The organism is Nocardioides sp. J9 (genome assembly GCF_007829375.1).
GTDB lineage: Bacteria > Actinomycetota > Actinomycetes > Propionibacteriales > Nocardioidaceae > Nocardioides.
Genome location: NZ_VLJQ01000064.1, coordinates 32,585 through 46,874 on the forward strand (window position 1 = coordinate 32,585; position 14,290 = coordinate 46,874).

Here is a 14,290-nt window from a genome sequence, read left to right on the forward strand (position 1 = left end):
GGGCGCGGCCGGGAGACCGGTCAGCCCAGCCCCGCGAGCCGTTCCAAGGCCACGAGGGTGTGCATCGCCCGGTCGGAGATGTGCTCCCCGCCGGCGACCTCGGTCAGCCGCAGGTAGCGCGCCAGGATCTCGACGAGGTAGAGCAGGCTGCTGCAGCGTGCCTGCGGGGCCGCGCCGGGGTGGCGCTGCTCGGCGAGCGACAGCGCCCACACGACGCCCTCGGCGGACGGCGGCGTGCCGTGGTTCAGCGCGTTCACCTGGTAGTGGATCGCGTCGAGCCCGGCGGGCACGCCCTCCTCGAAGCGCTCCCAGTCCCACAGCAGCACGCGGTCTCCTGCGGTCGCCATGTTCCACGGCGTCCAGTCGCCGTGCCAGGCACCGAACGGCAGCGGGTCGCGGCCGGCGGCGAGGGAGACGTGGTCCATCGCCCGCTCGAAGCGGCTGCGGGTGACCGGGTCGGCGATCTCGCCGGCGAGCTGCCAGCGGGTCGACCACCAGGCCGAGTCGACCAGGGTCCGCTCCTCGCGCCCGAAGGCGGTCTCGAGCTCCGCCATCGCGCGCTCGGGCGGGTCCGTCGGCCGCCGCAGCCGGGGCCACGCCGAGGTGGGGAGCGGCGCGCTGACCAGGACCGGCCGGCCCCGCCAGCTGGTGCGCGCCAGCAGCTCCGGAGGTACGACGGTCCGGAACCGCCGCGTGCCGACCCGCGCCAGCGCCTCGCCCTCGGCAAGCACGTCCTCGACCGTGCTGTCCGACCAGCCGACCTTCACGAACGCCAGGCAGGTCCCGGTCTCGTCGAAGACCTGCAGCACCGGCTTCTGGTTCACCCGCGCGCTGCCGACCGTGATGCTGAAGGTCACCTTCGTCCCCAGCACCTCGGAGAGGTGCTCGGCGAGGCTGTCGTCACCACCCCGGACCTCGACCCGGTTGCGCAGCAGGCCGGGGGCGACCCGGACCGCGGCGCCGGCCGCGGCACGCGTCGTCGAGTCGCGCCACGTCGATGCCGTGCTGAACCGCCGCAGGGACGCACCCGCCGCCACGGCCGACTCGACCGGCACGAGCACGGTCGGCACCTTCGAGCGGCTGACCACGGCGTAGCGGGCGCGGACCGGCCGTCCGTCGTACGAGGTGCCGGCGGGGACGACGTCCGCCCCCGGCCACAGCTCGGCCGCCGTCTCGAGCAGGTCCACGCCGCTCACCCCTGCACCGACCGGTCCTCGCGCACGCACGCGAACAGGTGCCGGCCGTAGTTGTCGGCGTACGGGCCGACCGCGTCGCGGTCGGGGCCGAGGTCGAGGACCTGGTCGAAGGTGGTGTGCTCGAGCAGGAAGCTGCGGATGTGCTCGGGGTTCCACCCCTTCAGCGAGCTGCGGAACCAGCGCTCGTGCTCCTGGCCGGTGTCGAGGAAGAGCACCTTGCCCGTCACCTTGTCGAGCAGCTTCACCAGCTCCTCGGGCTCGCAGCTGCCGCGGCCGAGCACGAAGTGGTGCAGCAGGCTGAAGCAGGAGACGACGTCCCACTGCTCGTGCGTGCCGCGCAGGTGCTCGACCGCGTCGCCGAACCGGATCCGGGCCGGGTCGAGGCCGTAGGCGAGCCGCCCGACGGTGCCGCCGAGCGAGTCCTGCTCGATGCCCTCGCTGGCGAACCCGAGCTCGCCCATCTGGTGCACGAACCAGCCGTAGCAGCTGGCCACGTCGAGGTAGCGGCCGGAGAGCGACGGCAGGCGGTCGCGCAGGAAGCTCTCCATGGACTCGAGCCGGTCGACGCAGCAGCGCACGGTGGGCCACAGCGCCTCGAGCTCGGGGGCGTCGAGCGGCTGGTAGAGCTCGCGCCCGCCCTTGAGCCACGACATCTTGCGCAGCAGGTCCTGCAGCGGCGTGGTGACCCGGCCGCGTCGTACCCGCACGGAGACGGTGGTCTCGCCGGCGGCCGCCAGCGCGATCCGGTGGTGGCCGTCGAGCACCTGGTAGCAGTCGGAGTCGGCGATCGGCACGACCAGGACCGGCACGCCCGGGGGCGAGTGGTGGTCGCCGGTCACCACCGGCGTCTGCTCCCCCGCCGCGCGGGCGAGGAACTGCCGGGCCTGGCGGACCACGCCCTCCTCGTCGGTCGCGGCGAAGTAGCGCCCCGTGTGGCGCACGCAGGTCATCGCCATCCGCCCGTACGACGACGCGAGGATCTCCTGGTCGGTCTGGGACGGTCCGCGCTCGATCATCTCCGCGTGCGGGCCGTCGACGACCCGGCGGGAGGGCCACAGCGGGTCGCCCATGGCGTCGGCGAACTGGTGCCCGGTGGTGCCGTTCTGCCCACCGAGGAGGAGCCGCGGGATGGGGACCTCCCGGGTGCCGGGGTGCCACCGCGCGACCCGGGCGAGCCGGTGCCGGGTCCCTGCGGTGAGGATCCCTCGTCGGTCGGGGGACGTGCTGATTGCCGTCATGCTGGTTCCTTTCGCCAACTGGGCTCGCGGCCCAGGAGCTCTGCCAGAGCCGCGTCGTGCTCGTCGAAGTACGCCCGCAAGCGGGCGACCAGGGGTTCGGGGAGGGGTTCGCGCGGACGCTCGTTCCACCTGCCGACCTCCGCCGGCCGGTGCACCGCCAGGCCGAGCTGCTGCTGGAGGTCCACGTAGACCGGCACCGGGTCGGCGAACAGCTCGTCCGCGTCGACGACGTGGACCCGGTCTCGGCCGAGCGCGTCGATGAAGCGGCGCACCTGCACGGCGTACTCGCCGCGCTGGAGGTAGGCGTGGTGGCGGTGGGCGAAGCTGACCGCCGTGGGGTCGGCGGCGAGCAGCTCGGCCTGGCCGGCCGTGCGCTCGGGCTCGCGGGCGACCGCCTCGTCGAAGGGCAGCGACTCGAAGCCGCGGGCCGCCTCGTGGCGGTGCGCCGAGTGCGCCCGGACGACCGGGTCGCGGACCATCACCACGACGTGGCACTCGGGCAGGTCCCGGGCGATGCGCTCGGCGGCGAGCGGGTGGNGCGCCGCCACCGTCCGGGCCGGCGCAGCGGGAAGTGCGCGCGGTACCAGCGCGGGCCGCGGCGGTAGTTGTCGTCGAAGTAGCCGGTGCCCTTCGCCGCCGTGGGGCGGCACAGCTGCGGGTGCTCGCTGAGCAGCCGGAAGAGGGTGGTCGTGCCCGCGCGCTGCGCGCCGACGACGATGAACGCCGGCCGCTCGCGCAGGTCGGCCGTCAGCCAGCCCCACGCCAGCAGCAGCGACTTCACGGCACTGCGTGCCCACGGCGGGAGGGAGCGACGCACCCGGCCGGTGATGGTGCGGATCATGCCGCCACCGCCTCTCGTTGCCGGCCGGACCTGAGCCCGGCGACGAAGTGGTCGACCGCGAGCGGCTCGCGCAACCGCCACACGGCGGCGACGTACGCCGCGCCGGCGAGCAGGCAGGCGAGCACCCACGTGAGCGGGGTGAGCCCGAGCAGGACGTGGGCGGCCCCCAGCGGGACGAGCAGGCAGCCGACGGGCAGGGACGCCGCGCGCAGCAGCGCCCGGACCGGCACCTGGAGCTCGATGTCCGACCGCAGCTGCACGACCGCGAGCAGGCAGCGGACGACGACGGCGACGACCCACGCCACGGCGGCACCGGCGATGCCCATGCGCGGCACGAGCAGCAGGCAGAGCCCGACGTCGACGGCCAGCGCGACGAGCGTGTTGGCGAGGCTGCGGCCGCTGCGGCCGATCATGAGCAGCAGCGTGTCCACGGGGCCGGACGCGACCGCGACGAGCATCCCGCAGCACATCACCACCGCGACCGCCACCGCGTCGCCGGTCACGTAGCCCTCGCCGAACCAGCCGAGGTACGCCGCCGGCGCGGCCACGACGCACAGGTAGACCGGCCAGGCCGACAGGATGCTCCACCCGGTGGTGACCGCGAAGACACGACCCACCAGCGCGCGGTGCCCCGGCCCGTCGCCCTCGGCGAGGATCATCGTGAACCGCGGCTGCACGACGGTCGAGACGGCCTGGTTGGCCAGCTGGCCGAACACGACGAACCGGGTGGCCACTGCGTAGAGCGCGGCCTCGGCCGGCGAGAGCAACCAGGCGACGACCACGACGTCGACCTTCTGGATCGCCATCTGGGCGACGCGGGCGACGCCGCGCAGCCAGGTGAACCGCCAGAAGTCGCCGGCGGAGACGGTCTCCCCCTGCCCTGCGGGTCCGCCGTGCCCGGTGGATCCCGGTCGGCGGAGCACCACCCGCAGGGCCCGCAGGGAGAGCAGGGCGGAGACGACGTACGCCGACGCCCAGGCCGCCGCGATCCCCGCGCCGGACGGCTCGGTCGCGACCACGAGGGCCACCAGCACCAGCTGGACACCGGGGCGCACCAGCCGGTCGATGAGCACGGTGGCGCGGAACAGCGCGTGGGCGCGGATCGCGGCGAGCGCGAGGTCCGAGGCCGCGGCGAGCGGCAGCGCCCACACCAGGGCGCGGGTGTCGCTCCAGACGGCTGCGAGCACCAGGGCCAGCACGGTGGCGGCGACCAGGACGGGCACGGCCGCGGTCCGGACGAGCGGGGCGACCGCGGCGGGGTCCCCCGCCCGGAGCACGAACCGGGCCAGGCCGGTGTCGGTGCCCAGGCCGGCCGTGGCGAGGGCGAGGAGGAACACCGCGGACGCCGCGAAGAAGCGGCCTGCGGTGTCAGCGGGCACCGTGTGGGTCACGAGCAGCACCAGGCCGAACCCGGCGACGGTGCTGACCACGGCACCGAGCAGGGTGCCCGCGCTGCCGCGCGCGACGGCGCGCAGGTGGCCGCCGGCGCGGTCGGCGGCGTCGGACCGGGTCACGGGCGCTCCTCCCCTGCCTCGGTGCCAGCCGACGCGTCGACATCGACGTCGACGTCGGCCTCCACCTCGGCAGCGGCCTCAGTTCCGGTGCCGGGGCTGGCAGCGGCGGCGGAGCGCCGCACCTCGACCACGCCGGCCAGCTCCGCGCCCTGGCGCTCGACCTCGGCCTGGAGGTCGAGCAGCTCGGACCGGGTCGACGAGCCGGGGGTGACCTCGGTGAGGACGGCGCGCGAGGCCCGGAGCAGGGAGCGGCCGGCCGGCGTGGAGAGCGCAGGCGCGCGCACGACCACCAGGTCGGCGCGCTTGGCGAGCTCCTCGAGGCAGGTCCGCATCTGCGCGGACGCCGTCAGGTCGTCGAAGCCCGGGTGGTCACGGTCGGGGTGGAGGGGCTGCAGGCCGTGGCGGAATCCGGCCACCGGGACCAGCACGTCGCTGGCGACGGCGTCCTGGAGGACCATCTCGGCGAGCGCGGCGCGGTCCGCCGCGCGGGCCAGGTCGACGGCGACGACCTCGTAGCGCGCCCGCGTGAACGACTCGACCAGCGGCTCGAAGAGCGCCGACACCCCCGCGGTCAGCGGGGCCACCGTCACCACCAGCGGGCGCTCGGGGGCGGCCAGCACCGCCGAACGGGCGCTGGCGACGAGGTCCTCGGCCGGCGCGTCCGGGTCGTCGACCACGCCGAGTGCGGGCACCCCCGTGCCGGCCAGGTCGTCGAGGTCGCGCACGGTCAGCGCGGCAGCCCGCGTCCGTCGTACGACGCCGAGCAGGAGGCACAGTGCGAGGCCGCCGATCCCGCCGGTCGCCGTCATCACCACCGGCTCGGCGGTGACGCCGGCGGACGAGACCTGGCCCGGCGTGACGACCTGCCCGGGGTCGAGGCCGATTGCCTGGGCCGTCGCCAGCTGGGCACGCAGCGACCCGATCTGCACGACGACCTCCTGCAGCTGCTGCTCGACGAGCCGGCGCTGCGGGGCGCTGGGCGAGAGCTTCGACAGCCGGGCGAGCAGGCTCTTGCGCTCCTCCTCCCCGACCTCGACGAGCTCCTCGATCCGCGACGTGCGGCCGAACACCGACGACTCGGTGCGTGCCCGGCGGAACTCGAGGTAGACCTCGGCGAAGGCCGACGCCCGGGTCACCGCGGTCTCGTCGTCACGCGCCCGCACCGTGATCTCGAGCAGCTGGGTGTTGGGCGGCACGGAGACCGAGACGCTGGACAGCAGGGTGGCCGGGGTCGCGGGCGAGTCGAGGCGCTGCAGCACGGCCCGGGCGACGGCGTCCGAGCGGAGCACCTGGGCCTCGGTCTCGAGGTTCACCAGGTCGTCGCCGCGCCCGCCCGGGCTGTAGGCGTTGCCCTCGAGCGGGTGCAGCATGATCGTCGCCGTCGCCACGTGCTGGSGGTCGCTGTAGCGGGCGAAGCCGTAGCCCGCCAGGGCGCCGAGCAGCACGACCAGCGCCACGGCGACGGCGGCCCGCAGGACGCGGACCCCACGCCGCGGCACACGCGCCGTGCGCACCTTGCTCATGCCGGATCACCGCCGTCGAACGGGAGGGAGAAGCCGCCGGGCCGGTCACCCAGCGACCGCTTCATCATGGGCACCGGCAGAGCGGGTGTGGGGCGCCGCGGACTGATACACCCAATTTGTGGGACGTCCACCGGAACGGCCGCGGAGGGTGGCCCGCCAGGCCTTGCACAACCTGCCCAATTTCAGGCATGCCGGGCGGTCCCGGACGGCGTCACGATCACAGGGCCCTCCTGACCGAGGGCCGTGCGAGTGCGGGGGCGGTGAGGCGAATGTGCTCTACCACCACCAGTCGGCGTCTACCGGTCCCCGGCCGACTTCGGCGACACATCGCCCGGGGCGTGCCTTCCCGTGTCCGCCTTCGTGGCCGTCCCCGCACTCGCGCCACCGACCGCCGCACCGGCCCCGTCCCGGGCACCGGGTGTGCCGGGTCGGCGGTGACCGGGTCGTCCGCAGCTGGGGGGTGCGGGTGTCCCGGTCACCCGCCGGCCAGGGCGGAGAGGCGTGCCGGGGCGCACTGCACCCCGAGTACCTTCTCAGCAACCACACCTGCACCATCTTTTCCACGGGTTTCAGCGCGTTGTCGCCCACCTGAGTCAAAAATTGGGTACGTTCCGCCGTTCCGCCACGCTGACCCCCGGGGCGACGCATAATCGCTGCATGACAGGCCAGTGGGACGGCCGGGTCAAGACCTACGTGGGGCATGGAGTGGGTCACCGGATGCGGAGCCGTCAGCAGGGGACGCACCACCGTGGGGAACAGAAAACTCTCGGTTGGGCGTTGCTGCTGACTGCCCTGATGCTGCACCCCTACGCCATCCTCGCCCTCGAGGGCACAGGTGACGATCCGGTGACTCTTGCCGGGAACGTGTGCACCGTAGTGGCGGACCTGATCCTGATCGGGTGCGCACTCGTGCTCGCCCTCGACGCCCGCACCGCCAGGTGCGCCATGCGGGCCAACCTCGCCACGATCGCGATGCTCGTCGCCGTCCAGGACCTCCCCCTGGTGGTGATGGCCGTCGCTGATCCCGACCTCAGCGGGCACGCCTTCCGGTTGACCGGGGGCCACGTCCTCACGGTCGCCGCCGTGCTCGCCCTCGTCGTCACCGGCTCGCAGCGCGGCCGGCCGCCACGGCGCAACCCGCTGGTCGCGGGCCTGCTGCTCGGCGGCCTGCTGCTGGCGATCCGGATGGCCGAGGTCCTCCTCGACCCGGTGCCGTACCTGCACCTGGGCAGCGTGGTCGACGTGCTCCTGATGCTGCTCCTCTGCGTGCTCGGCGCGCTGGTCTGCGTGGCCATGATGCGCTCGCCGCTGCCGCGACAGGCCTCGGCCCAGATCACGATCGGCGTGCTCTCCCTCGTGCTGGCCCGGCTCACCGCCTCGGTGATGGAGGCCGCGACGCCGCCGCCGGCCATGATCGTCGGGGTGCTGCTGTCCAGCGCGATCCTGGCGACCACGTCGATCTCGCTGCTGCTCGGGACGCTCAGCCACCGCGAGGCGCGCGAGCACGACCTCCAGCACCGGGCGGCGGTCGCGGAGGCCACGGTGCGCCACGACCGGGAGGTCGTCCACGAGGTCCGTTCGGCCACCGCCGGGATCGTTGCAGGGGTGCACCTGCTCGCCAACGACAAGGTGCCGCCCGGCCCGCGGCGCAAGGCACTGCAGCGAATGGTCGACGTCGAGGCGTCCCGCCTGGACCGACGGATGTCGCGCGCCCGGGCGGAGGAGACCATCGAGCTCGAGCTCGACGAACTGGTCGAGCCGCTGGTCGTGGCTCACGCTGCGCAGGGCCACGACGTCGTCTGGTGGCCCTCGGGCAACCGGGTGGTCGGCCGCCACGACGCCGTGGTCGAGGTGATCAGCATCCTGCTCGCCAACGCCGCTCGCCACGCCGGCGGCGTCGGCACCGCGATCGATGCCCAGCTCGTCGGGGACCAGGTGCACGTCTGCGTGTCCGACGGCGGCCCCGGGATCGCCGACGACGTGCGGGACCGGGTCTTCGAGTGGGGGGCACGCACCGCGACCTCCGTGGGTGAGGGTGTCGGCCTGCACTGCGCGCACCGGCTCGCCCGGGAGATGGGCGGCGACCTCCGGCTGGACGACTCGCGCTCCCCCAAGGAGGGCGCCTGCTTCGTCCTCGTGCTCCCGGCGGCGGCCACCGCGGTCGCCCCACGTCCGGCGTCGCTGCACGCGCCCGCGGGGATGACCGGATGACGCGTCCCAGCAACGCGACGCGGGTCACCATCGTGGACGACCACGCCCTCTTCGCGGAGTCCGTGGCGCTCACCCTCGAGAACGAGGGCTACCAGGTACGACGCATCGACCTCGCCGACTCGCGAGCGACGCTCGCCAGCGTGCTCGCCGCCATCCTCCGCGGCAACCCGCGGATCGTCCTGCTCGACCTCGAGCTCGGTCGCGTCGGCGACGGGATGCGGCTGATCACGCCGCTTGCCAGCAACGGTGTCGCCGTGATCGTGGTCACGGGCAGCGTCGGCGGCACCTGGCGCGGGGAGTGCCTGCGCCGTGGCGCGAAGGCGGTGATGACGAAGACCAGCCCCCTCGAGGAGGTCATCGCCACCGTCCGCCGGGCTCGCGACGGCCTGCCGCTGATGAGCCGTGAGGATCGCGACCGGCTCATGACCGAAGCGGCGAACGGGCAGGACCAGGACCGCGAGATGCGGTCCCGCCTGGAACGACTGACCCGCCGCGAGATGGAGGTCCTCGGCGCACTGATGCGCGGCGCCCAGGTCCGCGACATCGCGCGGGAGAGCGTGGTCTCCGAGGCGACGGTGCGCACGCAGGTGAAGTCGATCCTGGCCAAGCTCGAGCTCAGCTCGCAGCTGTCGGCCGTCGGTGCGGCGTACAAGGTCGGCTGGCGCCCGCCGGGCGAAGCCACCACCTGACGGGACCGCGGAGCTCTCACCGGTCCCGGCTGCCCACCGATCCCGCATTTCGGGCATGCGGGTGCCGGGACCCCGTCCCTACTGTCGGAGGGCGCCCATCACCTCCGACGTCCGGGACTCGTCATGCGACTGCTGTTGGTCTCCTCCTCAGGCGGACACCTCGCCCAGCTGATGTGCCTGCGCTCATGGTGGGAGAAGCACGACCGCCACTGGGTCACGTTCGACACCGACGACGCCGTCGCCAAGCTCCAGGGCGAGGAGGTGACCTGGGCGCACCACCCGACCACCCGCAACGCGCGCAACCTGCTGCGCAACACCGCGCAGGCGCGGCGCGTGCTGGAGCGCACCGACCCCGACGTGATCGTGTCGACCGGCGCGGCCGTGGCGGTTCCGTACTTCTGGCTCAGCAAGTGGCGCCGCTCCTCGACGGTCTACCTCGAGGTCTACGACCGCATCGAGACCCCGACCCTCACCGGTCGGCTGTGCCGGCCGGTCACCGACCTGTTCCTCGTGCAGTGGGAGGAGCAGCGCCGGCTCTACCCGTCCTCGGTCCTCGTGGGGGAGCTGTGGTGAGCGCCGGCCGGCCGCTGGTCGCCGTGTTCGTCGGCACCGACCACCACCGCTTCGACCGCCTCGTCGACTGGGCGGCGCACCTGCACTTCGGGGGCCGCTTCCGCTTCCACGTGCAGCACGGCGCGACGCCGCTGCCGCCGGGCCTGCCCGGCTCCCCGATGCTCGACGTGATGCGGCTGGACGCCCTGCTCGAGCGCGCCGATGCCGTGGTCACGCACGCCGGACCCGGCAGCATCATGGACGCCCGCGAGCGCGGCCACGTGCCGGTCGTCGTCCCGCGCGACCCGGGGTTCGGCGAGCACGTCGACGACCACCAGCTGCGGTTCGCGAAGTTCCTGGCGCGACGAGGCGTCATCACCACGGCGTACGACGTCGACCAGCTCGCGACGCGGCTGCAGTACGCCACCGTGGTGGGCCGCTCCCGGCCCACCGACGAGCGAGGCGCCTCGCCGACACTCGCTCGCTTCGAGGCGATGATCGAGGAGCTGGTCCACCGATGACGATCCTGGAGGCCCGCGCCCTGGCCGTGCCCGCCACGGCCGGACGCGCCCGCATGGAGCCGGTCGTGCACCGCGCGAGCCGGGTGCTGCTGGCCGGCGACGCACTGGCTGCGACCGTCGTCGCCGCCCTCGCGATCAGCGGGCCGACCGCGCTCGACCCCGACCTGGCCGGGGCGTTCGTGCTGGCCTGGCTGGTCGCGGTGGCGCTCACCGGCGACTACCGCCTGCCCGGCACCCTCGGCCTGCGCGCACGCCGGCTCGGCCTGGTCGCCCTGGCCCTGCCGACCTTGGTCCTGCTGGCCACGAACGTCCTGCACCGCCCGCTGCTCCCCGGCACCGCGACGGTGCTGTGCCTGTCGACGGCCGCGCTCGGCATCGCCGGTCGCGGCGTCCTCGCAGCGGCGTCCCGGCGCGGCTTCGTCGTGCTCGGCCTCGTGCACCGGGTCGTGGTCGTCGGCTCCAGCGAGAGCGCGACGACCCTGCTGCGCCGCTTCGACCAGGTCCGCGCGGGCCGCTTCGAGGTCGTCGGCGCCTGCGTCGCCGACGACGGCACCTGCGAGGTCGCTCCCGGCCCGGTCACCCACGGGCTGCAGACCTGCACCGGTCTGGCCCGGGCGTGCGACGCGGACGCCGTGCTGCTCGCGCCCGACCCGGCGATCGATCCGGCCGAGCTGCTGCGCCTGCAGTGGGCGCTCGACGACTCCGGCCTCGACACCTTCGTGTGGGCCGGGGTGCCCGCCCCTGCCGGCGGACGGACCTCCCTCGACCTCGACGGCCTGCCGCTGCTGCACGTCGGCCGGCCCCGCCGGCTCGGTCTCTCCTACGCCGTCAAGCGCCTCCTCGACCGGCTGCTCGCGCTGGTGGCGCTGCTCCTGGCTGCACCGGTGATCGCCGTGCTCGCGGTCGCCGTCCGGATCGACTCCGAGGGTCCGGCGTTCTACCGCCACACCCGGGTCGGCAAGGACGACACCCGCTTCACGATGTGGAAGCTGCGCACGATGACGGTCAACGCCGCCGCGGTGCGTGCCCAGCTGCACGAGGCCAACCAGGCCGAGGGGCCGCTGTTCAAGATCCGGGAGGACCCGCGGGTCACCCGGCTCGGCAAGTGGCTGCGCCGTACCTCCCTGGACGAGCTGCCTCAGCTGCTCAACGTGGTGCGCGGCCAGATGTCGCTCGTCGGGCCGCGTCCCGCGCTCCCGTCCGAGGTGGACCAGTACCACCCCGACGTACGCCACCGGATGATCGTGCACCCCGGCATCACCGGGCTCTGGCAGGTCTCCGGCCGCTCGGACCTCTCATGGGAGGAGTCGGTGCGGCTCGACCAGCGCTACGTCGACGACTGGTCCCTCATGCTCGACCTGAAGATCCTGCTGCGCACCGTGGTCGCGGTGTGCCGGCGGGCGGGGGCGTACTGACCCGACGAGCAGTCGGCCTCGGTCGTCCAGGACCCGCTACAGAACTGGGAAATCTCGGGAAGTGCTCTCGGAGCGGGAGCCTGCCCGGAGCCCGACGCGGGACCCGCGCGAAGGTACCCGAATTCGGTCACGACCCCGGTCCTCGCCGCAGTGTGCGATAGGCGGGTGAAGGCCCGAACCAAGCTCCGCTCCCTCCTCATCAGCGCGGCGGTCGCCGCAGGCGTGCTGGTCCCCGCGACCACGTCGCCCGCAGCGGCGCCGGTGGCAGGCTCTCCCCTGACCGCCGCCGTGGCGACCGCCGCGCCCCAGACCGGCCGGATCGTCTCCGAGTCCCCGGCCTCGTTCACGCCGCACGTCATGGACGGCGCCGTCTACTCGATGGCCCAGGTCGGCAACATGATCGTGGTCGGCGGCAACTTCACCCGCGTGCGCAACGCCGGGTCGTCCACCGACATCGCGCGCCGCAACGTCTTCGCGTTCAACGCGACCACGGGCCAGATCAGCACGACCTTCGCGCCGAACCCGAACGGCACGGTCTACGCGCTCACCCCGGCCCCCGACGGCCAGAGCGTGTACGTCGGCGGCGGGTTCAGCTCGATCACCTCGGGCGGCTCGACGGTCAGCGTGAGCAACCTGTTCCGCGCCGACCTCGCCACCGGCAACCGGATCACCCAGTTCAGCTCGGGGACGATCAACGGCCAGGTGCGCGACCTCGAGGTCCTGGGCAACCGGCTGTGGGTCGCCGGCAAGTTCACCCACGTGCAGGGCAAGGTCCGCAAGGCTCTCGCGACGGTCAGCGCCACCACCGGCACGATCGACAACTACTTCGACCGGGTCTTCGCCGGCGTCCACCGCGGCACCGTCACGAACATCCAGGAGTTCACGATCAACCCGGCCGGCACGCGGCTGGTCGCGGTCGGCAACTTCGACACCGTCGACGGCGTCAAGCGCCACCAGATGGCGGTCCTGGACCTCGGACCGACGTCCGCGACCCTGGCCGACTACCGGACGACCCTCTTCGAGTCCGGGTGCAGCCCCTCGTTCGAGACCTACACGGTCGACGTGAGCTTCAGCCCCGACGGGAGCTTCTTCGTCGTCGGGACGACCGGCGCCTACGGCGGCTACTCCGGCAGCATGGCGGGCACCAGCGGCTGCGACGTGGTCGCCCGCTTCGAGACGTCGGCCAGTGGCTCCGCGGTGCGACCGACCTGGACGGCGTACACCGGCGGTGACACCACCTGGACGGTCGAGGTCACCGACGACGTCGTGTACGTCGGCGGGCACCAGCGCTGGCAGAACAACCCGGGCCGCGGCGACGCGCCCGACGAGGGTGCGGTGTCCCGACCGGGGATCGCGGCACTCAGCGCGCACAACGGCATCCCCTACTCGTGGAACCCCACGCGCACCCTCGGCGCCGGCGTCCGCGACATGGTGGCGACCGACCAGGGGCTGTTCGTCGGCTCCGACACCGACGTCTTCGCCGGCCAGACGCGCCGCAAGATCGCCTACCTGCCGCTGTCGGGCGGCAAGGCGCTCCCGGCGCGGCAGGACCTGAAGCTGCCCGGCGACGTGTTCCGGGTCGGCAGCTCGCAGACCCAGCTGGTGCGGCAGTCGTTCAACGGCAGCAACCTCGGCTCGCCCGGCAACGCCCCCAACGGCCCCGGCTGGGGCACCACGCTGGGTGCGTTCATGGTCAACGGCGACCTCTACACGGTGCAGAGCAATCGGACCTTCACCCGCCGCACCTTCGACGGCACCAGCTACGGGCCGGCCCAGACCATCAACGCAGCGGACCAGCTCGTCTACCAGGACGACTGGCACAACGGCGACATCCCGACCATCACCTCGCTCTTCTACCACCAGGGCTGGATGTACTTCACGAAGTCCGGTGCCTCGCAGCTGTACCGCCGGGGCTTCGAGCCCGAGTCGGGCATCGTCGGCCAGCAGCGGTTCACCACGAACTCCGTCTCCGGCGTCAGCTACAGCGGCATGCGCGGCGCGTTCGTCGCCGACGGCTACCTCTACTTCGCCTCCAGCGACGGGTCGTTCAAACGGGCGCAGTGGGGCCAGCACGGCGCCGTGGCCGGCACGGCCACCACGATCGCCCCGGCGGGGGCGGGCTGGTCGTCGCGAGCCCTGTTCCTCTACCAGGGCCCGGCGCTCGAGCCGCCCGTCAACAACCCGCCCACGGCGTCCTTCACCGTCAGCTGCTCCGGCCTGACCTGCAGCTTCGACGCGAGCGCCTCCAGCGACCCCGACGGCCCGGTCCAGGGCTACCAGTGGAACTTCGGCGACGGCCAGACGAGCACGGCGGGGCCGACGGTCAACCACACCTACGCCAGCGGCGGCGCACGCACGGTCACCCTCACCGTGTCCGACGGGCAGCTCACCGCGAGCACCACCCGCACGGCGCAGCCGGCGGCGCAGGCACAACCGGTCAGCCACGTCACCACGGTCTCGACCGGCGGCAACCGGGTGAACCACCGCGCCACCATCCCCGGCAGCGTCCAGGCCGGTGACCTGATGCTGGCCTACCTGGTCGCCAACACCACGGCACCGTCGTACACCGGACCGGCGGGGTGGACCCAGG

10 protein-coding genes are annotated in these 14,290 nt (G+C 73.6%); 6 read left to right on the forward strand and 4 right to left on the reverse strand.

Features of this window, described 5'->3' with window-relative positions:
* Positions 1-20 precede the first annotated feature (20 nt).
* The 4 genes from L615_RS08960 to L615_RS08980 all read right to left on the reverse strand — a co-directional run bounded on the left by L615_RS08960 (position 21) and on the right by L615_RS08980 (position 6,312).
* Entirely contained in the window at positions 21-1,196 is a 1,176-nt protein-coding gene (locus L615_RS08960; RefSeq protein WP_145724838.1) for a hypothetical protein, read from the reverse strand.
* Positions 1,193-2,434 carry a hypothetical protein gene (locus L615_RS08965; RefSeq protein WP_145724839.1) on the reverse strand — a complete coding sequence of 414 codons (1,242 nt, stop codon included), beginning with the start codon at positions 2,432-2,434 and terminating at the stop codon, positions 1,193-1,195. The genes L615_RS08960 and L615_RS08965 overlap by 4 nt, the downstream gene beginning before the upstream one ends.
* Before the next feature lie 837 nt (positions 2,435-3,271).
* Positions 3,272-4,789, reverse strand: coding sequence for a lipopolysaccharide biosynthesis protein (locus L615_RS08975; RefSeq protein ID WP_145724840.1), 1,518 nt, complete (start codon positions 4,787-4,789; stop codon positions 3,272-3,274).
* Positions 4,786-6,312 carry a hypothetical protein gene (locus L615_RS08980; RefSeq protein WP_145724841.1) on the reverse strand — a complete coding sequence of 509 codons (1,527 nt, stop codon included), beginning with the start codon at positions 6,310-6,312 and terminating at the stop codon, positions 4,786-4,788. The genes L615_RS08975 and L615_RS08980 overlap by 4 nt, the downstream gene beginning before the upstream one ends.
* Positions 6,313-7,089: 777 nt before the next feature.
* Here L615_RS08980 and L615_RS08985 point away from each other — a divergent pair.
* From L615_RS08985 to L615_RS09010, 6 genes are all read left to right on the forward strand, one after another.
* Positions 7,090-8,523, forward strand: a complete 1,434-nt coding sequence (locus L615_RS08985) for a sensor histidine kinase KdpD (protein ID WP_145724842.1) — start codon at positions 7,090-7,092, stop codon at positions 8,521-8,523.
* A complete protein-coding gene (locus L615_RS08990) occupies positions 8,520-9,212 on the forward strand; it encodes a response regulator (protein WP_145724843.1) in 693 nt (230 codons plus the stop codon). The genes L615_RS08985 and L615_RS08990 overlap by 4 nt, the downstream gene beginning before the upstream one ends.
* Positions 9,213-9,335: 123 nt before the next feature.
* Positions 9,336-9,785 (forward strand): PssD/Cps14F family polysaccharide biosynthesis glycosyltransferase, encoded by a 450-nt coding sequence (pssD, locus tag L615_RS08995; protein ID WP_145724844.1) that lies wholly within the window; start codon positions 9,336-9,338, stop codon positions 9,783-9,785.
* Positions 9,782-10,285, forward strand: coding sequence for a glycosyltransferase (locus tag L615_RS09000; RefSeq protein ID WP_145724845.1), 504 nt, complete (start codon positions 9,782-9,784; stop codon positions 10,283-10,285). The genes pssD and L615_RS09000 overlap by 4 nt, the downstream gene beginning before the upstream one ends.
* Positions 10,282-11,700, forward strand: a complete 1,419-nt coding sequence (locus L615_RS09005; RefSeq protein ID WP_145724846.1) for a sugar transferase — start codon at positions 10,282-10,284, stop codon at positions 11,698-11,700. The genes L615_RS09000 and L615_RS09005 overlap by 4 nt, the downstream gene beginning before the upstream one ends.
* Positions 11,701-11,865: 165 nt before the next feature.
* On the forward strand, positions 11,866-14,290 hold a 2,425-nt coding region (locus L615_RS09010; RefSeq protein WP_145724847.1), incomplete at its 3' end, for a PKD domain-containing protein.